Below are 21,655 nucleotides of genomic sequence, written 5' to 3'. Positions count from 1 at the left end.
GCACCAGTATAAAATCCCCGCATGGCCAACCTTGCCGATCTGTTCGATTCCGCTGCCGCGCGTGCGCTTGATGCGCAGGCCTCGGCGCTGGCCGCCGAGGGCGGTTGGGGCCTGATGGCGCAGGCCGGCCAGGCCGCCTGGCAGTGCCTGCTGCAGCATTGGCCGCAGGCGCGGCGGATCGGCGTGGTGGTCGGTGCGGGCAACAACGGCGGCGATGGCCATGTGCTCGCCCGTCATGCGCTGCAGGCCGGGCGCGAGGTTCTGGTGATCGCCATGCCGGGGAAGTCGCCGTCAACCGTGCTGGCGCAGCGTGCAGCATCGGAATTCACGTCCGGCGGCGGCACCATCACCGATTTCGACGGCGCGCTGCCCGAGGCCGACATCTGGGTTGATGCCCTGTTCGGTCTGGGCTTCGATCGCGCGCCGGAAGGCGTGGCGCAGGCGCTGATTGTCGCGCTCAACGCGCAGGCGGCACCGGTATTGGCCCTGGACGTCCCCAGTGGCGTCGATGCCGACCGCGCTGCCGTACCGGGCGTGGCCGTGAAGGCCGCTTTGACCCTGCAGTTCATCGTGCCGCATCGCGGGCTGTATACCGGCGACGCGCTGGATCATTGTGGTCAGAAGGTGCTGGCGCCGCTGCAGCTACCCGCGGCCGCATGGCAGGGCGCGTCATACGCCGCAGAGCATTGGACCCAGGCTCGCTTGCCGGCACTGCTGCCGCCGCGCCGCGCCAACACTCACAAGGGCGAATCCGGGCACGTGCTGTGCGTCGGCGGCAACCATGGCAGCGGCGGTGCCATCGCCATGGCGGCCGAGGCCGCTTTGCGTGCGGGCGCGGGATTGCTGAGCCTGGGCACCCGCCGCGATCACGTCGGCCCGTTGCTGGCGCGCCTGCCGGAGGCGATGACCCATGCGCTGGAAGACGGCGATGTGCTGCCGGCATTGCTGGACAAGGCCAGGGTGGCAGCGATCGGCCCCGGGCTGGGCCAGGACGAATGGGCGCGCGCACTGTTTGCACGGGTATTGGCGTGTGGCAAACCGCTGGTGGTCGATGCCGATGCTCTGAACCTGTTGGCGCAGGATCCGCGCGCCCTGCCCGACGCCATCCTTACGCCGCATCCGGGCGAGGCCGCACGCCTGCTCGGCTGCAGCACCGCCGACATCCAGGCCGACCGCTACGCCAGCGCGCAGGCACTGGCCGAGCGCTTCCACGCCGTGGTGGTGCTGAAGGGCGCCGGCAGCATCGTTGCGGCGCCCGGGCAACGGCCACGAGTGATTGCCGCAGGCAATCCCGGCATGGCCGTGGGGGGCATGGGCGACCTGCTCACCGGCATCATTGCCAGCCTGTGCGCGCAGGGGCTGGCCGCCTTCGACGCCGCCGCTGCTGGTGCACTGCTGCATGCGCTCGCTGGCGACGCTGCGGCCGCCGACGGCGCCCGCGGCCTGCTTCCCACTGATCTGCTGGTGCCGCTGCGGCGACTGGCCAACCCGGAACGCTCTTCATGACTGACTTCTTCCTTGCCGACAGCGACGCAACCGAACTGCTCGGGCAGTGGCTGGCGGCGACCCGACCGCCGCAGGCGCTGATCGAACTGCGCGGCGACCTCGGGGCCGGCAAGTCCACCACGGCCCGTGCACTGCTGCGCGCGCTGGGCGTGCAGGGTGCCATCCGCAGCCCGACGTATACCCTGGTCGAGCGCTATCCGCTGGCCAGTGGCGGCGAGGCCTGGCACCTGGACCTGTACCGCATCGGCCAGGCTGGCGAGCTGGATTTCCTCGGCCTGGACGAGGGCAGTGCGGTGCTGTGGCTCGTCGAATGGCCCGAGCGGGGCGCCGGCGCCTTGCCGCCGACCGACCTGGTGGTGGCGCTGGAAATCGAGGGCCAGGGGCGTCGCGTGCGTCTCACTGGATCCAGCGACGCAGGGAATGAATGGCTGAAACGGCTCCCTCAAGGGGGTGACTTGCAGGCCATTTCTGTCGGCTGACGAGAACAAACACCGGCAGGTTACGGATTATTAAGGAAAAAGGTGTTGCATTCCGTTCAGCGCGGTGATTGAATCCTGAGCCATGCGCCCGGGGAACCGTCTCATCGCCATCTGTGCCGCCGTCGGACTGGGTCTGGCGAGCGTCAGTGCGTGGGCCGGTGAAGTCCGCCAGGTCCTGCTGAATACGGGCGCCACCGGCACCCGTGCCGAGATCTCGCTGGTCGGCAGTGGCGGTTACAAGACCCTGTCGCTGGCCGGACCGAACCGCCTGGTGGTCGATTTCCCGGACTCCAGCGCCATACGCAACCTGAAGATGCCGGCCGCGCAGGGCGTGGTGACGGCGGTGCGTACCGGACAGCCGGTGCCGGGAACCTTCCGTGTCGTTTTCGACCTCGCTGAATCGGTGGCGCCGTTCCGCCCGCAGATGCAGCGCGAGGGCAATGAATCCAAGCTGGTGATCGAATGGCCCGGCGATGGCCCTGCCGTGGCCGCCAGCCGTCCGGCAGCGACGCCGGCGGTGCAGCCGCAGGCACCAGTCAACACGCCCGCGCCGACGCCGGCGGAGAGCGCGCAGTCGCGTTCCGATGCCGCGCGTGCGACCGCGCTGCTGACTGCCCAGGTTCGCCAGCAGGCCAGTGCCACTGCCGCCGCGCCGGCCACGCCCACCCCGGCGCCGTCCACCGCGCCGGCCCAGGTTGCGGCTGCCGGAACCGTGGCCAGCAGCTCGCCTTCCTCCTCGCCGGCCGCGATCCTCGCCGGCCAACGCACCGCCGCCGTGGTGACCACGCCGCCGGCGACCGTGCCGGCACCGGCACCGACGCCGGTGGAACCGCCGCGTCCGGCCATGCCCAGTGATGCCTCGCGCATCCGCATGCAGGCCGGCATGCGTCATCTGGTGGTCGCCATCGATCCCGGCCACGGTGGCCAGGATCCGGGCGCGATCGGCCCGACCGGCAAGCGCGAAAAGGATGTCACCCTGGCGGTGGCCCGTGAGCTTGCCCGCCAGGTCAACGCCACGCCGGGCCTGAAGGCGTACCTGACCCGCGACAGCGACGTGTTCATCCCGCTGCCGATGCGCGCGCAGAAGGCGCGTGCGAACAAGGCCGACATCTTCATTTCGATCCACGCCGATGCGGCTGAAAACCGTTCGGCCACCGGCTCGTCGGTCTATGTCCTGTCGACCAAGGGTGCTTCTTCGCAGCGCGCCCGTTGGCTGGCGGACAAGGAGAACGCGGCCGATCTGGTGGGTGGCGTACGCCTGCAGCAGACCGAGGGCACGCTCGCCAACGTGCTGCTGGACCTGGCCCAGAGCGGTTACATGAAGGCGTCTGAAGATGCCGCCGGCCACGTGCTGGGCGGCCTGAAGCGGATCGGCAACAATCACAAGCCGAACATCGAACGCGCCAACTTCGCCGTGCTGCGCACCTCGGACATGCCGGCGATGCTGGTGGAAACCGCGTTCATCTCCAATCCGGACGAAGAGCGCCGCCTGATCGACCCGGCCTACCAGCGCAAGATCGCCGGTGCCGTGCTCGATGGCGTGCATACCTTCTTCAGCCGCCAGCCACCGCCGGGCACGCTGTACGCGGCCCGCGCCCAGGCCGAGATCGACGCTGCCGGGACCATGGCCGGCGGCAGCAAGTAGAATCGACTGTCGGTCGACTACGCGCGTAGCGCGGGGTTTCCGGTGCCCGGCGAAGAGCAGTCGACTGACAGTCGACTCTACATGCGGCGCCTCCGCTATCATCGACCCATGAAGTCTGCTGCCCATCCTCTCCCATGAGCGCGCCCGGCCCGCGTCCGATCCGGCCGTTGCCGGAAATCCTGATCAACCAGATCGCCGCCGGCGAAGTGGTCGAACGTCCTGCATCGGTGGTCAAGGAGCTGGTCGAGAACGCGATCGATGCCGGTGCCAGCCGTGTCGATATCGACCTCGAGGAGGGGGGGGGGGGCCGCCTGATCCGCATCCGCGACAACGGCAGTGGCATCGCACCGGAACAGCTGCCACTGGCGGTATCGCGCCATGCCACCAGCAAGATCGCCGACCTCGACGACCTCGAATCGGTGGCCACGCTCGGTTTCCGTGGCGAAGCACTGCCCTCGATCGCCTCGGTCAGCCGCTTCACCCTGTCCTCGCGCCGCGCGCACGACGAGCACGGTTCGGCACTGCAGATTGAAGGCGGCAAGATCGGCGAGGTGACCCCGCGCGCGCATGCACCGGGCACCACGGTGGAAGTGCGCGAGTTGTTCTACAACGTACCGGCGCGACGCAAGTTCCTGCGCGCCGAGCGTACCGAACTGGGCCATATCGAAGAATGGCTGCGTTCGCTGGCGCTGGCGCGACCGGATGTCGAGCTGCGCGTGTCGCACAACGGCAAGGCCTCGCGCCGCTACAAGCCAGGCGATCTGTACTCCGATGCGCGGCTGGCCGAAACGCTGGGCGAGGACTTTGCCAACCAGGCCGTGCGCGTTGACCACAGCGGTGCCGGCCTGCGCCTGCATGGATGGATCGCGCAGCCGCATTATTCGCGGGCCAGCGCTGATCAACAGTACCTGTACGTCAACGGCCGTTCGGTGCGGGATCGCAGTGTCGCCCACGCAGTGAAGATGGCTTATGGCGATGTGCTGTACCACGGCCGGCAGCCGGCCTATGTGCTGTTTCTGGAGCTGGATCCGACCCGCGTCGATGTCAACGTGCATCCGGCCAAGCATGAAGTGCGCTTCCGTGATTCGCGGCTGGTGCATGACTTCGTCTACCGCACACTGAAGGACGCGCTGGCTGATACCCGCGCCGGCACGTCGGTGCAGGAGATCGGTGCGGGTCCGTTGCATCCGGTGGACGCCGCCGCTGCACCAATGGCATCGAGCGCGGGCGCGTCGGGTTTCGGGCTGGTGCGTGGGCCTGCGCCCGGTGCCGGCCCAGGCGGCGGTGGTGGTGGTTTTTCCGGCTGGCGCCCGCAGCAGCCCCTTGGGCTGCAGGTGGCTGACGCGCCGGCGGCCTACGCCGCACTGTATGCCACGCCGTCCGGTGCCGAACGCGGGGCGGCGCTGCCGCCGATGCCCACCGAGAATGGCCTGCCGGTCACCAGTGCCGATGCCGGTGTGCCGCCGCTGGGCTATGCGATCGCGCAGCTGCACGGCATCTACATCCTGGCCGAGAACGCAGAAGGCCTGATCGTGGTCGACATGCATGCCGCACACGAGCGCATCGGCTACGAGCGCCTGAAGAACGCGCACGATGGTATCGGCCTGCAGTCGCAGCCGCTGCTGGTGCCGATCACGCTGGCAGTGGGCGAGCGCGAGGCCGACACTGCCGAAAGTGAAGCCGGAACGTTGGCGGCGCTCGGCTTCGAGGTGACCCGTGCCGGTCCCGGATCGCTGCACGTGCGCAGTATTCCAGCGCTGTTGGCGCATGCCGAACCGGAGGGGCTGCTGCGCGATGTGCTGACCGACCTGCGCGAGCATGGCCAGAGCCGCCGCGTGGCCAGCGCACGTGACGAACTGCTGTCGACCATGGCCTGCCACGGTGCGGTGCGTGCCAACCGGCGCCTGACCGTGCCGGAAATGAACGCGCTGCTGCGCGACATGGAAATCACCGAGCGGTCTGGCCAGTGCAACCACGGCCGGCCGACCTGGGCCCGTTTTTCGCTGGCGGAAATCGACCGCTGGTTCCTGCGCGGACGTTGAGGGGAGCATCGATGCGTTATCGGGGAATGGGCGGCCTGCTGGCCGCCTTGCTGTTGGCCGCGTGCAGCCCGGCGACACCGCCGGCGCCGAAGGTCACTGAAGATCCGGCCTATGCGGCCGCGCAGCAGCAATGGCGGGTGGCCCGCTACGAGGACCTGACCCGGCCCGATGGCTGGACGGCCCTGGTGGGCCTGCATTGGCTGCAGAACAAATCACATTTCGTCGGTAGCGGCCCCACCAATGGCATCCGCCTGACGGTCGGCCCGGACAAGCTGGGCCTGCTGCGTCGCGAGGGCAGCCAGTGGTGGTTCACGCCCGAAGCCGGTGTGGACGTCAGCCATGACGGCCAGCCGGTACGCGGCCGTATCCGCATCGACACCGACAAGGATCCGCAGCCGACCCTGTTGGCCTTCGACGGCGGCAAGGGGCAGCTCAGCATCATCCGGCGCGGGCCGCGCGATGCACTGCGGGTCAAGCACGCCGATGCGCCGGCGCGCCGTGATTTCGCCGGCCTGGAGTACTGGCCGGGTGGCCCGGACTGGCAGGTGCAGGCACGTTTCATCCCGCATCCGGCGGGCAAGACCCTGCCCATTGTCGACATCACCGGTCTGACCACCGAAATGCCCAATGCCGGTGCGGTCGAATTCGAACGTGACGGCCGCACATGGCGGCTGGAGGCGATCGGAGCCGCCGGGCAGCCGTTGTTCCTGATCTTTGCCGACCGCACCAGTGGCCGCGGCAGTTATCCGGCCGGTCGCTACCTGGATACCGACGCGCCCGCTGCCGACGGCACGGTACGCATTGATTTCAACCATGCCTACAACCCGCCGTGTGCATTCACCGCCTATGCCACGTGCCCGCTGGCGCCGCCGGAAAACCGGCTGGACCTGCGCATGGAAGCGGGCGAGAAGGCCTACCACCTGTCTGAAGGAGAAGGCTGAGATGCCGTTGAAGCGACTGTTCCGTGCAACGCTGCTGATGGCAGCGTTTGCAATCGCGCCGCTGGCACCGGCGCGCAATGCACCGGCCACCGACGCCACGGCGGCGGCCAAGCCGCCGGTGCCGCTGCTGTGGAAGGTGACCGGCCCGGGGGATTCACGCGTGTACCTGCTTGGATCATTCCATCTGTTGAAGCCGCAGGACTACCCGCTGTCGCCCGATGTCGAGCAGGCCTTCGAGGCTTCGCAGCGGGTCGTGTTCGAACTGTCGCCGGAGGACATGCAGTCGCCGCAGCTGGCCAGCCGCATGGTGCAGGCCGCGGTGCGCACCGATGGCAGCGAGCTCAAGCGCGATCTTGACGCGGCCACCTGGCAGAAGCTGCAGGCGTTTGCATCCGAGAACAAGCTTCCGCTGGCACAGATGCAGGGCATGAAGCCCTGGTTCGTCGGCCTGAGCATTTCGGTTGGGCAGATGCAGAAGATGGGCCTGGACCCGGCGCTGGGCCTGGACCGTCATTTCATGGAGCGTGCGCAGAAGACCGGCCGCAAGACTGCCGGGTTGGAAGACATCGATACCCAGATCGGCATGCTCGACGGCATGACCGTGCAGGAGCAGCGACAGATGCTGTCCGAGGCGCTGGACCAGGCGGGCAAGGGCGATGAGCAGGCACGTCAGCTGCACGACGCATGGCGGCGCGGCGATGAGCGCGTGTTGTGGACGAAGATGGCCGCGGAAATGCGCCAGCAGTACCCGCAGCTTTACCAGCGCATCAACACCGGGCGCAACGATGCCTGGGTGCCGAAGCTGCTGCCGTACCTGCAGGCCGGGCAGGGCGGCACGCTGGTGGTGGTCGGTACCCTGCACCTGCTGGGCAACGACGGCGTGGTCGAGAAGCTGAAGGCGAAGGGCTACAAGGTCGAGCGCGTATGCACGGGGTGCAAGGCGAAACGCTGACGTATCGTTGGCACGATGCCAAACAAAACGGCGCGCCAGGGGCGCGCCGTTTTCGTATCAGCCGATGCCGCAGCTCAGCGGCGGGTCTTGCCGCCGGTGCCGGTGCCCGGCTCGTTCGGCTTGTTGCCGGTACCTGCGCCGGTTCCCGTTCCGGTGCCACCCGGTCGCGGACCACCGAAACCGGTGCCCATGCTGCGCTGGAATTCCTGCCACAGCTCCAGGTTGCGCTCGGTCAACTGGTTCATCATCGCCCACGGGGTCTGGCCCAGCAGGTTGCCCATCTGCTGGCGGAACTGCTGCTGCTGGTCGAGGAAGACCTGCATGCTGCGCTCCAGGTAGTTGCCCATGAAGCCCTGAAGGGAGTCGCCGTAGAAGCGGATCAGCTGGCTCAGCAGCTGGGTGGACAGCATCGGTTCGCCGTCCTGTTCCTGGTCGGCGATGATCTGCAGCAGGACCGAACGGGTGAGGTCGTCGCCGCTCTTGGCGTCACGGACTTCGAAGTCTTCACCGTCCAGGATCAGTTGGCGCACGTCCTCGATGGTGATGTAGCTGGAGATCTCGGTGTCGTAGAGGCGGCGGTTCGGATACTTCTTGATGATGCGGGTCGCAGCCATTGAAGCGGTCACTCGTCACAGTAGATGCGCAGCATGGCGCAGTGCAGCAGCCGTTGCAACCGCCTCAGCCCCCGCCAGGCTTGGCTTTCACGGGGGATCATGTTGCGCAACAAGGGTTTGCGTGCTGCGCAGCATGACCATCGGCAGGGGCGGCGGGTGTGCGCCGCTGTGGCCGCTGGCGCGGCTTACCAACCCATATGGTGGCCGCCATTGATGTCCAGGTTGCTGCCGGTGATCCACGAGGCTTCCTCCGCCACCAGGAAGGACACCCCGTAAGCGATTTCCTCCGGCTTGCCGAGGCGCCCGGTGGGAATGTCGGCGACGATCTTGGCGCGCACTTCTTCCGGCACCGCCATCACCATGTCGGTGGCCACGTAGCCGGGCGAAATGGTGTTGACGGTAATGCCGAAGCCGGCGTTCTCGCGGGCCAGCGAGATGGTGAAGCCATGCATGCCGGCCTTCGCGGCCGCGTAGTTGGCCTGGCCGTACTGGCCCTTCAGGCCGTTGATCGAGCTGATCTGGATGACCCGGCCCCAGCCCCGCCGGCGCATGCCCTCGATGACCGGGCGGGTGACGTTGAACACCGAGTTGAGGTTGGTGTTGATCACATCGTGCCACTGGTCCGCGCGCATGCGATGGAAGGTGGTGTCGCGGGTGATGCCGGCGTTGTTGACCAGGATCTCGACCGGGCCCAGTTCGGCCTCGACTGCACGCACCAGTGCTTCGGCACTGTCCGGATCAGAGACATCACCCGGGAAGATCGACACGCTGTAACCGCGTTCGGCCATCGCCTGCTGCCAGGCGCGGGCCTTGGCCTCGTCGCGGTAATTGGTGGCGACCCGGTGGCCCTGGTCGGCCAGGCGCTGGCAGATGGCGGTGCCGATGCCGCCGGTTCCGCCGGTGACCAGTGCGACGCGAGATGTCATGGAATGCTGTCCGGAAATCAGGTGGGGGAGGGGTGATTCTGCAACATCGGCGCAGAAAGTGCGCCGGGTGGCAGCAGGATGTCGGTACGTGGCAGTAGTGCTGGGTCGAAGGCCTGCCGGGCGGCCGCCAACAGCGTGTCCAGATCGTGCGCAGGTTCCAGTGCCCCGGGTGCCTGGCCGAGCAGCTGCCAGAGCTGGCGCAGCACCGGCAGTGGGCGCGAACTGTCCACCGCCAGTGCCGCCAGCGACTTGGATAGTTTGTGGCCCGGCGCATCCAACAGCAGCGGCAGGTGCCAGTAGTGCGGCACCGCCAGCCCCAATGCCTGCTGCAGCAGGATCTGCCGCGCTGTAGAGTCGAGCAGGTCGGCACCACGTACCACCTCGGTCACGCCCTGTGCGGCGTCATCGACCACGACAGCCAGCTGGTAGGCCCAGCAGCCATCCGCACGGCGCAGCACGAAGTCGCCGACCTCGGCATGCACGTCCTGCTGCTGCGGTCCACGCAGGCCATCGGTGAAGCGCACGATGCTGCCGGGTGGAACACGGAAGCGGACGGCGGGGTCCGGCCGGGGTTGACGGGCGACGCAACGATGGTGGATGCCACTGCTGGCAGCCAGGTCGCTGCGGCTGCAATGGCAGACAAAGGCCTGGTCGCTGGCCAGCAGCACGTCCAGGGCGGCCTGGTAGGCCTCGCCGCGCGCGCTCTGCCAGAGGATCGCACCATCGTGGGCCAGCCCGAACGCTGCCAGCGCCTGTAGTTGTGACTCGGCGGCGCCGGGAACGGTGCGCGGTGGGTCGACGTCTTCGATGCGCAGCCGCCACAGGCCGCCGTGATGGCGCGCGAGCAGCCAGCTGCCGAAGGCGGCGAGCAGGGATCCGGGGTGGAGCAGGCCGGTCGGCGAGGGCGCGAAGCGGCCGCAGGGAATGGGGGAGGTCATGCTGGCTGAATCGTCGGTCAGGTTGGCGCTTGAATTCAAGCTGACCACACCGCAAATTGACCGGTATCGACCCCTTCCGAGCCGGATTTTCCCATGTTTACCCGCATTGCCCTGTTCCTGGCGACCAATTTCGCGGTCCTGATCCTCGCCAGCATCGTGATGTCGTTGCTGAGGGTCAATTCGAACCAGATGAGCGGCCTGCTGGTCATGGCCGCGATCTTTGGTTTTGGTGGCTCCCTCATCTCGCTGCTGCTGTCCAAGTGGATGGCCAAGCGTTCCACCGGCGCGGTGGTGATCACCGAGCCGCGCAACCAGACCGAACGCTGGCTGCTGGCCACCGTCGAGCGCCAGGCCAAGGCGGCCGGCATCGGCATGCCCGAAGCGGCCGTGTACGAAGGTCCGGAGATCAATGCCTTCGCCACCGGCGCCAACCGCAACAATGCGCTCGTGGCGGTGTCCACCGGCCTGCTGCACAACATGAGCGAGGATGAGGCCGAAGCGGTGCTGGGCCACGAGATCGCCCACGTCGCCAACGGTGACATGATCACCATGGCGCTGTTGCAGGGCGTGCTGAACACCTTCGTGATCGTGCTGGCCCGCGTGGTCGGCGGCATCATCGACAGCGCGCTGTCGGGCAACCGCGAAGGCGGCGGCCGCGGCTTTGCCTACTACATCATCGTGTTCGTGCTGGAGATGGTGTTCGGTCTGTTCGCCACCATGATCTCGATGTGGTTCTCGCGCCACCGCGAGTTCCGCGCCGACGCTGGCGGTGCCTCGCTGGCCGGTCGCCAGAAGATGATCGCCGCGCTGGAGCGCCTGCAGCTCAACCACGGCCAGAGCACGCTGCCGACCCAGATTGCCGCCTTCGGTATTGCTGGTTCGACCGCGAAGAAGCTGTTCATGAGCCACCCGCCGCTGGAAGAGCGCATCGCCGCGCTGCGGGCGTCGACGGTGGCGTAAGCCTCCGCTTCCACGGTAGTGCAGGAACGCCCGGCCCCGCGCCGGGCGTTTTTTTTTGAATCCGTCGCCGTGTAGATGTGCTCTTGGTTTTTGTCGCAATTGGCACTTCTTGCCCGGCTGGAATGTCGTACTTGGATCCATTGTCCCCTTGCACTGCAAGGGATCGGGTGAGGTGCCTGTCCGTGTGTATTGAACCGCAAACGAGGATCTGGCTTAGTCGGGAGTTGCTTCGCAGAGCGAATGGGAATGCCCGACGTGAATCAAGGAGACAATGAGACGTTCGATGACCTCAAGGCTGAGTTCCTTGAGGAATTCAATGAGCATACGGTGACCGAGCTGGAGATGTTCAGCGATGCGCTCGAAAGACGGGGGCATGCCGCACTTCCTGATCCCGAGCATGGCTGGGAGGGGCTCGATCTCACGCTCTACAGGCTCATCGCACTTCTGGAAGAAGCTGGCGAGGAAGAAGAGCTGATGCAGTACTCGAGCGCTCGATATCTAGGTGAGGTTGTCAGGCACCGCTTCGGTGGCGAATGGTCGTGTGTCGAACTGAACGAGAATGGCGTGCCCGAGCCCATGTTGGTTGGTCATGAGATGGAATCGAAGGTGCCGTTCAATCCATTTGCTGCGCTGGCTTGTCTTCGAGTAAGCAAAGAAGGGTCCGACATCAGGTCGTTCATCGAGCAACGCCTTAAACGCTGAGCCTTCGTGATGAAAATGGCTGGCAACAGCATCCACGCGTGGCGTGGACCTACTGGGTGCAGCTGTGGCATTTGACCTTGGGTCCGCCTTGAGCGAGCCGAGCACCGCAGGTCCGGCGAGGGCGAAGAGGTGCGGGTGTCTGAGCGCAGCGAGTTCCCCCACCGTCCCTCGACGGGCCGAGGAGCGCAGGGTACCGGCGTGCGCAGCACGTCGGCTCGCGCCCCGGCGGAGCGTTTCTTTGGTTACTTTCTTTGCGCGCAAAGAAAGTGACACCCCTCCGCGGTCGTGGAAGTGACTCTCGCCGGCGCGCAAACGAAAACGGCACCTTCGCAGGTGCCGTCTCCATGAACCGCTTTACACGGAACCTCAGAACTTCGCGTCGAACTCCGCCGCGTAGCCAGTGTTCACCAGCACCTTCTGCAGCGACTCGGCCACCTTCAGGTTGCCGGCCACGATCTGGTGGGTCTCCGGGCCGCGGTTGTCCATGCGGCCCAGGGTGGCGCCCTTGAAGTCGCAGACCTTGCCGCCCGCTTCGCGGACCAGCAGCAGGCCGGCGGCGATGTCCCACGCCTTCACACCGGCCTCGAAGTAGGCGTCGGCACGGCCGCAGGCCACGTAGGCCAGGTCCAGCGCGGCCGAACCGGTGCGGCGGATGTCCTCGCCGTGCACCAGCAGGGCGTCGACCGCCTTCAGCTGGGCGCTGGCGCGGCTGCGCTCGCGCGGGGCGAAGCCGGTGTGGATCATGGTGCCTTCCAGGTCCTTGCGGTCGGCCACGCGGATGCGGCGGTCGTTCAGCACGGCACCAGCGCCCCGGCTGGCGGTGAACAGTTCATTGCGCAGCGGGTCGAAGATGACCGCATCGGTCGGCTCGCCGTTCTCGACCAGGGCGATCGACACGCAGTAGTGCGGCACGCCGCGCAGGTAGTTGCTGGTGCCATCCAGCGGGTCGATGACCCACATCTGGCGGCGCTCGCCCTGCACGCCACCTTCTTCACCGAAGATGCCGTAGTCCGGGTAGGCGCGCTTGAGTTCCTTGACGATGACCTTTTCCGCGTCCGCATCCACTTCGCTGGCGTAGTCCATCCGGCCCTTCTGCACCACGTTCAGTGCCTCGAGCTTGTTGATGTTGCGCAACAGGACGTTGCCGGCGAGGCGGGCGGCCTTGACCATGACGGTGACGGCGGGTTTCTGCATGGCGTGGGCTCCCGGAAAGGCAGAAGAGATGGACTGGCGGGGGAAAAGAGCGGGTCCGGCGCAGTGGCCGGCCGCACAGTTTACCATTGGTCATCGTCCAGCTCGACCTTTTCCCTGTTCATGTCCCAGTTTCCTGCCGCCACCCGCCTCCGATTCGTCCTGGTCGGTACCCAGCACCCCGGCAACATGGGGGCTACCGCCCGCGCCCTGAAGACCATGGGCCTGGCCCGCCTGGTGCTGGTCGCCCCCGAAAAACCGCTCGACGAAGAGGCCTTCCGCCGTTCGGCCGGTGCCGAAGACGTGTTGGGGGACGCCCCGGTGGTGGCTACCCTGGCCGAGGCTGTGGCTGACTGTCGCCTGGTACTGGGCTGCACGGCCCGTGCCCGCCGCGTCCAGCTGGAGGAATACCTGCCGGCCGATGCTGCCGCCCGTGCGGTGGCCAAGGCGGGCGAAGGTGCCGAGGTGGCACTGGTATTCGGCCGCGAGCGCACCGGCCTGACCAACGAGGAACTGCAGCTCTGCCATGCAGCGGTGCATATTCCGTCCGACCCGGAGTTCAGCTCGCTCAACCTGGCCGCCGCGGTGCAGGTGCTGGCGTACGAAACGCGCATGCAACTGCTTGGGGCGCAGCCGGTTGCAGAAACCGAACCCAGCTTCCGCGAGCAGGCGGCCAGCCATGAGCAGATGGAGAGCTTCTTCGCCCAGCTTTCCGACACCCTGGACGAGATCGATTTCCACAAGGGGCGTGCCCCGGAATCGGCGATGCGCAAGCTGCGCCGCCTGTTCCTGCGCAGCGAACCGAGCGAGCAGGAAGTGCGCCTGCTGCGCGGCATCCTCGCCGACACCCAGCGCATGGCGCGTCTGGCACAGGCCGGTAGCAAGGACAGCTGACGGCGTTCTCATTTTTTCGGGTAGTCTGTCTGGATACCCAGGGGGGATGACGTCTGTGTCGGGTCTGCGAAAGGCAATGCAGGGGGGACTGCTGAGCCTGGCCATGGTCCTGCTGGCCGGAGCCGTGCATGCAGCACCGGATCCGGTGCTGGTGCTGGGCCGGATCAGCGATGACCCCAAGGCCCACTACGAGCAGCTGCAACCCCTGCTGGACTACGTTGTGGCTCGCATGCATGACGTCGGCATCCAGGAGGGGCGGATACTGATGGCCCGCGACCCGCAGCAGATGGCGAGCTATCTGCGGCGGGGACGGGTCGACTGGGTCACGGAAACCTCCGGTACGGCAGTGGCGTTGGGCCAGCGCAGCGGCGCTCGCCCCTTGCTGCTGACCGAACGCAACGGGGTGCGCGAGTACCAGACGGTGTTCTTCGTGCGCAGCGACAGTCCCATCCAGCGGGTGCAGGATCTGCGCGGCCATCGCCTGGCCCTGCAGAACACGGCTTCCACCAGCGCCTACCTGGTGCCGGTGATGACCCTGCTGAACCATGGCCTGTCGCCACAGATCCTGGCCGGGGTCTGGGACGTGCCAGGGCGTGACAGCGTGGGGTATGTGTTCGCGCGCAGCGAGTTGAACATCGCGACGTACGTGCACAAGGGGATGGCGGATGTGGGGGCGGTGAGCAGCGTGGACTGGAATGACGAGCGGCGGGTGCCGGCCGCATTCCGGCGCGATTTCCGCGAACTGCTGCGTACCGAACCGTACCCGCGTGCGGTGGAGATGGTCCGCGCCGACCTCGATGCCCGGGTGCGTGATCGCCTGCAGGAAGTCCTGCTGCAGGCAGCCAGCGACCCGCAGGCGCAGGGCGCGTTGCATCGGTTTTTTGGCACTTCCGGTTTCCACCGTGTCGATGCGCATGCGCAGCAGCGGTTGGATGAATTGAAACAAGGATTGACGCGCGTGCGGATGGAAGTGGAATGAAGTGGCTCGGCTCGGGGATGCAGGCCCGGTTCCTGCTGGCGATGGGCGGAGCGATGGTCGTGGTGGTCGCGATCCTGGCGGTGCTGCTGGGGCGCCAGACGGCGATGCAGAGCGAGGTGCGCACCCTCAGCGGTGGCGTCATCCATGAATTGTTCGACCGCAGCGTGCGCAGCCGCGGCGAGGCGATGGCGCGCGAGTTGTCCGATGCGCTGGCCAACCCGCTGTATTACCGCGACCTGGACCAGGTCGGCGTACTGGTGCGCAGCACGGCGCGGCAGCCAGTGGTGCGTTATGTACTGGTGTTCGACGAGCGTGGCCGGCTGGTGCACGACGGCTCGGTCGAGGTCCCGGGATTCGGCCAGCCGATGGCCGATCCCCTGGCGCCCAAGGCTGCGGCGGCGCAGGCATTGCTGGTGCAGGAATCGCCGAAGGTGCTGGACAACACGATGCCGATCATGGTCGGCAACCAGCGCATCGGCGGCGTCCGCGTCGGGATGGCGCTGGACGAGGTGCAGCAACGCGAACAGGCGGCCAATGCCACCCTTGGCGAGCGCCTGCAGCTGGTCGGCAGCCGCCACCTGGGATGGTTGCTGCTGATGCTGGGGTTGCTGGTGGTGATTGGCGTGGTGGTGATCCTGTACGTGCAGCGCACGCTGGTCGCGCCGATCCGCGACCTGGCCGCGGCCGCGCGTCGCATCGAGGCGGGGGACTATCAGACACCGCTGGCCGAGAACACCCGTGACGATGAAGTGGGTGAGCTGGTGCGCGGCTTCGCCCGCATGCGCGATGCGATCGCCCGCCATGACCGCGAAGTGCGGCACATGGCCTACACCGATGCATTGACCGGGCTGACCAACCGGCTGGCGTTCCGCGAAGCGCTGGACCATCGGCTGATGGCGGCGCGTGCCGCCAATCATCGGTTGGGACTGCTGTTCGCCGACATCGACGATTTCAAGCGGGTCAACGACACGCTTGGCCATGAGGCCGGTGACGAGGCGTTGCTGCAGTTCGCACAGCGCATCGGTCGCGCGGTCGCGGAAGCGGGCGGTGACGAGGCCCTGCTGGCCCGCTTCGGTGGCGATGAATTCGTGATTCTGGTCGGCGACGGTGACGTGGCCGCCAACGCGCGGCTGCTGGCCGAGGTGCTGGTGCGTGAGCTGGGCAGGCCGCTGGTGGTGCAGGGCCGGGAGCTGTTCCTCGGTACCTCGATCGGCGTGACCTTGTTCCCCGATGATGCGGCCGACGCGACGACGCTGCTGAAGAACGGCGACATCGCCATGTACCAGGCGAAGATGGCGGGCAAGAACTGCTACCGCTACTACAGCCGGGCGATGGACCATGCGGTCGAGCGTCGTGTGCACATGGAGCAGGAGCTGCGCGGGGCCTGGGAGCGCGGGGAACTGCGCCTGGCCTACCAGCCGATCTTCCGCATGCGCGACCGTCGCATGGTCGGCGTCGAAGTGCTGCTGCGCTGGCAGCATCCGACCCTGGGCACGATTCCGCCGTCGGTGTTCATCGAAGTGGCCGAGCAGAGCGGGTTGATCGAGATCATCGGCCCGAAGGTGCTGCGTGCGGCCTGCATGGAGGCCTCGCAATGGCCGCGTGGCGTGGCAGGCGACGACCTGTTCGTATCGGTCAATGTGTCACCGCGGCAGCTGCGCGGCGGTGAACTGCCGGCGCTGGTCGCGCAATGCCTGCATGAATCCGGGCTGCCAGCGTCGCGCCTGCACCTGGAGCTGACCGAGACCGCGGTGATCGGTGACGAGATGGTCGCCGCGCAGCTGCTGGACAAGCTGCATCGCACCGGCGTGAAGGTCTGGCTGGACGATTTCGGCACCGGCTTCTCCGGCCTGAGCCACCTGCGCCAGGTGCCGGTGGACGGCGTGAAGATCGACAAGAGTTTCGTGGCCGACATGCAGCGTGATCCCGATGACCTCGCGCTGACCACGGCGATCATCGCCATGGCCCACGCGCTGGGCATCACGGTGGTGGCCGAGGGCATCGAGCAGCAGGCGCAGTTTGAACTGCTGGCGCAGCGCGGCTGCGATCTGGGGCAGGGCTACTGGCTGAGTCACCCGGTCACCGCCACCGAAGTGGTGCGGATGATCGAATCGGGCCTCTGACCCCAAAAAAAGGGGACGGAGGGAATTAAGTCGCAAATGCATAAGCGACTTAATTCCCTCCGTCCCCTTTCTTGTTACAGCGGGCGCTTGCTCGGGTCGCCGGGCAGTTCGCGCACCAGCTTCGGGATCAGATAGCCGGACAGCTGCGCGGTCAGGCCTGCAATCAGTGCCTTGGCCCGGGTGTCGTCCACCTCGAAGTGGGCCACGCCTTCGACCCGGTCCAGCTGGTGCAGGTAGTAGGGCAGCACGCCGGCGGCGAAACTGCGCTCGCTCAGGTTCTGCAGGGCCTGCACGCTGTCGTTGACCCCGCGCAGCAGCACCGCCTGGTTCAGCAGCTGGGCGCCGATGCCGCGCAGGCGGGCCATCGCCGCGTCCACGCTGGCGTCGAATTCATTGGCATGGTTGGCGTGGACCACGATCGCCAGCGGCCACGGCAGGCTGCCCAGCCAGGAGACCAGTTCATCGTCCACGCGCTCTGGCAGCACGATCGGCAGCCGGGTATGGATGCGCAGGCGGCGGATATGCGGGATCGCGCGCAGGGCGTCGGTCAGCTCGACCAGCTTGTGCGTGGCCAGCGACAGCGGGTCGCCGCCGGACAGGATCACCTCGTCGATGTCCGGATCGGCCGCGATGGCGGCTACGGCCTCTTGCCAGCCGCCCTTGGCGGCGTTTTCCGCGCCATAGTCGAAGTGGCGGCGGAAGCAGTAGCGGCAGTTGATCGCGCAGCTGCCGGTGGCGACCAGCAGGGCGCGGCCTCGGTACTTCTGGATGACGCCGGTGGCCTTCTTGGCCGCGCCATCGCCCACCGCATCGAAGCTGAACCCGGGCGCGGGACGCATTTCCTCGTCGATCGGCAGCACCTGCCGCAGCAGCGGATCGGCCGGATCGCCCTTGCGCATGCGGGCCACGAACCCCTCCGGCACGCGCAGCGCGAACTGGGCCATGGCCGCGTCCGAGACGCCCAGCGCAGCCGGGTCCAGCTGCAGCCGGGCCAGCAGGGCCTGCGGGTCGCGCAGTGCCTGGCGCCAGAGCTGCTGCCAGCGCGCGGGCGCGCCTGGCGACTGGGGCCGGGGGAAGGCGGAAAGCTGCATGGAGAGGGGGCCTGCGGTTATCATGGGGGCAGAAAAACAGTCGCCCACCGGCATCCGGTGGGCTTTCCATTCTAACGGCTCGCCGCACCCGCGGCGTTTTTGCCACTCAGGAGTTTACGCATGGCCAGCTACGGCATGAACGACGTCAAGAACGGGATGAAGATCCTGGTCAACAACCAACCGGCCGTCATCATCGACACCGAATACGTCAAGCCGGGCAAGGGCCAGGCCTTCACCCGCGTGAAGTACCGCCTGATCAAGGACGGCCGCACCCAGGAAGTGACCATGAAGTCGACCGACTCGCTGGATGCAGCCGACGTCGTCGATACCGACATGAACTTCATGTACAGCGATGGCGAGTACTGGCACTTCATGGACCCGGAATCCTTCGAGCAGGTCCAGGCCACCAAGGCCGGCATGGGCGGCGCCGAGAAGTGGCTGAAGGGCGAAGAGTCCTGCGTGGTCACCCTGTGGAACGGTGAGCCGATCTTCGTGCAGCCGCCGAACTTCGTCGAGCTGAAGATCACCGAAACCGATCCGGGCGTCCGTGGCGACACCTCGGGTGGTGGCGGCAAGCCGGCCACCCTGGAAACCGGCGCCGTGGTCCGCGTGCCGCTGTTCGTCAACCAGGATGAAATCATCAAGGTTGATACCCGTTCGGGCGAGTACTCCGCACGCGTCAAGTAAGGTTCCGGCCATAGGCCAACCTTACTGTAGAGCCGAGCCATGCTCGGATACGCGCCATCGCATTCGCGCTGGCGCTCCCATGATCTGCTTCGGCAGATCATGGGTCCCGCTTCACGAGTCTCCAGACCCCGCCGCTTCGCGGCAGCCCCTGACTCAGGGGCGTGTCCCCCAGAAGTATCTCGCCGCCCCCCAGCCAGTGAGCCAGCATGAGCGATAGCCCGCACCTCCCCGAAGCCTGCGACCTGCTCATCGAAGCCGGTTATGTCGTTCCGATCGAGCCGCATGCGGTGGTGCTGGAAGACCATGCCGTTGCCGTGCGTGGCAGCGAGATCGTTGCCATCCTGCCGCGTGCCGAGGCGCGTGCGCGCTTCCGCGCCGCGCAGGTGGTCAGCCGGCCCGAGGCGGCGCTGATGCCGGGCCTGGTCAACGCGCACACGCACAATCCGATGACCCTGCTGCGCGGCGTCGCCGACGACCTGCCGCTGATGACCTGGCTGCAGCAGCACATCTGGCCGGTGGAAGCGGCGGTGATCGGCCCCGAATTCGTCGCCGACGGCACCACCCTGGCCATCGCCGAGATGCTGCGCGGCGGCACCACCTGCGCCAACGAGAACTACTTCTTCGGCGACGTGCAGGCTGCGGTCTACAAAAAGCACGGTTTCCGCGCGCTGGTCGGCGCGGTCATCATCGATTTCCCCACCGCCTGGGCCAAGACCGACGACGAGTACTTCGCCAAGGCCGGTGAACTGCATGACCAGTGGCGAACCGACCCGCTGATCGGTACTGCGTTCGCGCCGCACGCGCCATATACGGTCAACGATGCCAACTTCGAGCGGGTGCGGATGTTGTCCGACCAGCTCGACATGCAGGTCCACCTGCACACCCACGAGACCGCGCAGGAAATCACCGATTCGATCAAGCTGCACGGCCAGCGCCCACTGGCGCGGCTGGATCGGCTCGGCCTGGTCAACGACCGCCTGATCGCGGTGCACATGACCCAGCTGACCGACGCGGAAATCCACCTGTGCGCCGAACGCGGCGTCAGCGTGGTGCATTGCCCGGAATCGAACCTGAAGCTGGCCTCCGGTTTCTGCCCGGCCTGCGCCCTGCAGCGTGCCGGCGTGAACCTGGCGATCGGCACCGATGGCTGCGCCAGCAACAACGACCTGGACATGTTCAGCGAGAACCGCACCGCGGCGATCCTGGCCAAGGCCGTGGCCGACGATGCCACCGCGCTGGACGCGGCCACCACGCTGCGCGCCTCCACCCTGGGCGGCGCCCGCGCACTGGGCTTCGGCGAGCGCATCGGTTCGATCGAAGTCGGCAAGCAGGCCGACCTGGTCTGCGTTGACCTGTCGGCGCTGGAAACCCAGCCGCTGCACAACGTGCTGTCACAGCTGGTGTACGCCACCGGCCGCCAGCAGGTCAGCGACGTCTGGATCGCCGGCAAGCCGAAGCTGGTGCAGCGCGAGCTGGTCGGCATGGACCTGCCGGGCATCATCGCCAACGCGCGCCAGTGGCGCGAGCGTATCCGTCATATCCGCGCCTGAACCCCGGCGCTGCAAGGACTTCCCCATGACTGCCCCCCACGCATCCTCCAATTTCGATCAGGCCGAGCTGGACAAGTTCGCCGCGTTGGCCAACCGCTGGTGGGACGCTGACGGCCCACAGAAGCCGCTGCATGCGCTGAACCCGGTGCGGCTGAAGTACGTGGCTGACCGCGTGCCGCTGCGCGGTGCGCGCGTGCTGGATATCGGCTGCGGTGGCGGCCTGCTGAGCGAGGCGCTGGCGCAGTCCGGTGCCGACGTCACCGCCATCGACCTGGCCCCGGAACTGGTCAAGGTCGCACGCCTGCACGCGCTGGAAAGCGGTGCCAAGGTCGAATATCGCGTCCAGGCTGCAGAGGACCTGGCTGCCGAGCAGCCGGGCAGTTTCGATGTGGTCACCTGCATGGAAATGCTCGAGCACGTGCCGGATCCGGGCGCGATCATCGAGGCCTGCAAGCGCCTGCTGAAGCCGGGCGGTCACCTGTTCCTGTCGACCATCAACCGCACCGCTGCCGCCTTCGCGGTGGCGATTGTCGGCGCCGAGTACGTGGCGCGGCTGCTGCCCAAGGGCACCCATCACTACCAGGAATTCATCAAGCCGGCCGAGCTGGCGCGCTGGCTGCGCGAGGCCGACATGCAGCTGGTGGATGTCAGCGGCATGGCCTACGAGCCGTGGCGCAACCACGCCCGCCTGAGCAGCCGCACCGACATCAACTACCTCGCCTACGCGGTCAAGCCGGCATGACCTCCACCGGTTTCCCGCGTGCGGTGCTGTTCGACCTGGACGGCACGCTGCTGGACAGTGCGCCGGACTTCGTCGCCACCTGCGATGCGATGCTGGCCGAGCGTGGTCGTGCACCGATCGATCCGGCGTTGTTGCGCCCGGTGGTGTCGAAGGGCTCGCGTGCGATGGTCTCGGCAGCCTTCCCCGAACTGGACACGGCGGCGCGTGATGCGCTGATTCCGGAGTTCCTGCAGCGCTACGAGGCGTTGATCGGCCAGCACGCGGTACTGTTCGATGGCGTTGCAGACATGCTTGCTGCACTGGATGACGCCGGTACCGTGTGGGGCATCGTCACCAACAAGCCCGAGTACCTGGCGCGCCTGATCCTGCCGCAGCATGGCTGGCAGCAGCGCTGTGCGGTACTGGTGGGCGGTGACAGCCTTGCCGAGCGCAAGCCGCATCCGCTGCCCCTGCTGCACGCCGCGCAGGCGATTGCCGTTGCCGCCGAAGACTGCGTGTACGTGGGCGACGACGAGCGCGACATCATTGCTGCGCGGGCTGCGGCCATGCCGTCGGTCGCGGCGCTGTGGGGTTACCGCCTGCACAGTGACGACCCGCTGGCGTGGCAGGCCGACGTGCTGGTCGAGAACGCCGAACTTCTGCAACTGGCCAGCCTCTGGCCGACCCGGCCGGCAACCCCGGCCCAGCCGTAAG

20 protein-coding genes are annotated in these 21,655 nt (G+C 67.2%); 15 read left to right on the top strand and 5 right to left on the bottom strand.

The features are described from left to right. The first annotated feature begins 21 nt into the window (after positions 1-21). From EZ304_RS04665 to EZ304_RS04640, 6 genes are all read left to right on the top strand, one after another. The gene (locus tag EZ304_RS04665; RefSeq protein WP_142806418.1) at positions 22-1,506 is read left to right on the top strand and encodes an NAD(P)H-hydrate dehydratase; all 1,485 of its coding nucleotides are present in this window, start codon (positions 22-24) and stop codon (positions 1,504-1,506) included. Further along, positions 1,503-1,985, top strand: a complete 483-nt coding sequence (gene tsaE, locus EZ304_RS04660) for a tRNA (adenosine(37)-N6)-threonylcarbamoyltransferase complex ATPase subunit type 1 TsaE (RefSeq protein ID WP_099551890.1) — start codon at positions 1,503-1,505, stop codon at positions 1,983-1,985. Before EZ304_RS04665 ends, tsaE begins: the two co-directional genes overlap by 4 nt. 82 nt (positions 1,986-2,067) lie before the next feature. Beyond that, complete coding sequence (locus EZ304_RS04655; protein ID WP_142806417.1) at positions 2,068-3,630, top strand: N-acetylmuramoyl-L-alanine amidase; 1,563 nt, start codon at positions 2,068-2,070, stop codon at positions 3,628-3,630. A gap of 134 nt (positions 3,631-3,764) precedes the next feature. After that, complete coding sequence (gene mutL / locus EZ304_RS04650; RefSeq protein ID WP_142806416.1) at positions 3,765-5,672, top strand: DNA mismatch repair endonuclease MutL; 1,908 nt, start codon at positions 3,765-3,767, stop codon at positions 5,670-5,672. A gap of 11 nt (positions 5,673-5,683) precedes the next feature. Next, positions 5,684-6,613 (top strand): DUF1684 domain-containing protein, encoded by a 930-nt coding sequence (locus EZ304_RS04645; RefSeq protein WP_142806415.1) that lies wholly within the window; start codon positions 5,684-5,686, stop codon positions 6,611-6,613. Between the two features lies 1 nt (position 6,614). Beyond that, positions 6,615-7,565: a TraB/GumN family protein gene (locus EZ304_RS04640; RefSeq protein WP_099551886.1), complete on the top strand. Its 951-nt coding sequence runs from the start codon at positions 6,615-6,617 to the stop codon at positions 7,563-7,565. Positions 7,566-7,639: 74 nt separating this feature from the next. Here the strand turns inward: EZ304_RS04640 and phaR are convergent, their stop codons facing one another. The 3 genes from phaR to gluQRS all read right to left on the bottom strand — a co-directional run bounded on the left by phaR (position 7,640) and on the right by gluQRS (position 10,043). Continuing rightward, the gene (gene phaR / locus EZ304_RS04635; protein WP_099551885.1) at positions 7,640-8,179 is read right to left on the bottom strand and encodes a polyhydroxyalkanoate synthesis repressor PhaR; all 540 of its coding nucleotides are present in this window, start codon (positions 8,177-8,179) and stop codon (positions 7,640-7,642) included. 185 nt (positions 8,180-8,364) lie between these two features. Beyond that, on the bottom strand, positions 8,365-9,105 hold the full coding sequence (gene phbB, locus EZ304_RS04630; RefSeq protein WP_111202896.1) for an acetoacetyl-CoA reductase: 741 nt from the start codon (positions 9,103-9,105) through the stop codon (positions 8,365-8,367). A 17-nt stretch (positions 9,106-9,122) separates the two neighbouring features. Then, complete coding sequence (gene gluQRS / locus EZ304_RS04625) at positions 9,123-10,043, bottom strand: tRNA glutamyl-Q(34) synthetase GluQRS (protein ID WP_142806414.1); 921 nt, start codon at positions 10,041-10,043, stop codon at positions 9,123-9,125. 93 nt (positions 10,044-10,136) lie between these two features. Between gluQRS and htpX the strand changes: the two genes are divergently transcribed. Both htpX and EZ304_RS04615 read left to right on the top strand, forming a co-directional pair. Next, positions 10,137-11,003: a protease HtpX gene (gene htpX / locus EZ304_RS04620; protein WP_142806413.1), complete on the top strand. Its 867-nt coding sequence runs from the start codon at positions 10,137-10,139 to the stop codon at positions 11,001-11,003. A 246-nt stretch (positions 11,004-11,249) separates the two neighbouring features. Next, a complete protein-coding gene (locus EZ304_RS04615; protein WP_142806412.1) occupies positions 11,250-11,705 on the top strand; it encodes a hypothetical protein in 456 nt (151 codons plus the stop codon). A 366-nt stretch (positions 11,706-12,071) separates the two neighbouring features. Here the strand turns inward: EZ304_RS04615 and EZ304_RS04610 are convergent, their stop codons facing one another. Further along, positions 12,072-12,899, bottom strand: coding sequence for an inositol monophosphatase family protein (locus EZ304_RS04610; protein ID WP_005417749.1), 828 nt, complete (start codon positions 12,897-12,899; stop codon positions 12,072-12,074). A 120-nt stretch (positions 12,900-13,019) separates the two neighbouring features. On the opposite strand from EZ304_RS04610, the gene EZ304_RS04605 reads away from it, so the two are divergent. From EZ304_RS04605 to EZ304_RS04595, 3 genes are read left to right on the top strand one after another with little or no spacing between them, the layout of a single operon-like run. After that, the gene (locus EZ304_RS04605; RefSeq protein ID WP_142806411.1) at positions 13,020-13,790 is read left to right on the top strand and encodes an RNA methyltransferase; all 771 of its coding nucleotides are present in this window, start codon (positions 13,020-13,022) and stop codon (positions 13,788-13,790) included. A gap of 46 nt (positions 13,791-13,836) precedes the next feature. Further along, entirely contained in the window at positions 13,837-14,769 is a 933-nt protein-coding gene (locus EZ304_RS04600; RefSeq protein WP_142806410.1) for a phosphate/phosphite/phosphonate ABC transporter substrate-binding protein, read from the top strand. Then, positions 14,766-16,892, top strand: a complete 2,127-nt coding sequence (locus EZ304_RS04595; protein WP_099551880.1) for a putative bifunctional diguanylate cyclase/phosphodiesterase — start codon at positions 14,766-14,768, stop codon at positions 16,890-16,892. Before EZ304_RS04600 ends, EZ304_RS04595 begins: the two co-directional genes overlap by 4 nt. A gap of 74 nt (positions 16,893-16,966) precedes the next feature. Here EZ304_RS04595 and epmB read toward each other — a convergent pair whose 3' ends face one another. Further along, complete coding sequence (gene epmB, locus EZ304_RS04590) at positions 16,967-17,983, bottom strand: EF-P beta-lysylation protein EpmB (protein ID WP_185959216.1); 1,017 nt, start codon at positions 17,981-17,983, stop codon at positions 16,967-16,969. Between the two features lie 120 nt (positions 17,984-18,103). Here epmB and efp point away from each other — a divergent pair, with 120 nt between their 5' ends. The 4 genes from efp to EZ304_RS04570 all read left to right on the top strand — a co-directional run bounded on the left by efp (position 18,104) and on the right by EZ304_RS04570 (position 21,654). Next, positions 18,104-18,670 (top strand): elongation factor P, encoded by a 567-nt coding sequence (gene efp / locus EZ304_RS04585; protein WP_006457340.1) that lies wholly within the window; start codon positions 18,104-18,106, stop codon positions 18,668-18,670. A gap of 206 nt (positions 18,671-18,876) precedes the next feature. After that, entirely contained in the window at positions 18,877-20,220 is a 1,344-nt protein-coding gene (locus EZ304_RS04580; protein WP_099551878.1) for a TRZ/ATZ family hydrolase, read from the top strand. A gap of 25 nt (positions 20,221-20,245) precedes the next feature. Then, positions 20,246-20,962, top strand: a complete 717-nt coding sequence (ubiG, locus tag EZ304_RS04575; protein ID WP_099551877.1) for a bifunctional 2-polyprenyl-6-hydroxyphenol methylase/3-demethylubiquinol 3-O-methyltransferase UbiG — start codon at positions 20,246-20,248, stop codon at positions 20,960-20,962. Further along, the gene (locus EZ304_RS04570; RefSeq protein WP_142806408.1) at positions 20,959-21,654 is read left to right on the top strand and encodes a phosphoglycolate phosphatase; all 696 of its coding nucleotides are present in this window, start codon (positions 20,959-20,961) and stop codon (positions 21,652-21,654) included. The genes ubiG and EZ304_RS04570 overlap by 4 nt, the downstream gene beginning before the upstream one ends. Position 21,655: the final 1 nt, after the last annotated feature.

Origin of the sequence: Stenotrophomonas maltophilia (genome assembly GCF_006974125.1) — a bacterium.
GTDB classification, from domain to species: domain Bacteria; phylum Pseudomonadota; class Gammaproteobacteria; order Xanthomonadales; family Xanthomonadaceae; genus Stenotrophomonas; species Stenotrophomonas maltophilia_O.
This window is presented reverse-complemented; position numbering and strand designations above follow the sequence as displayed.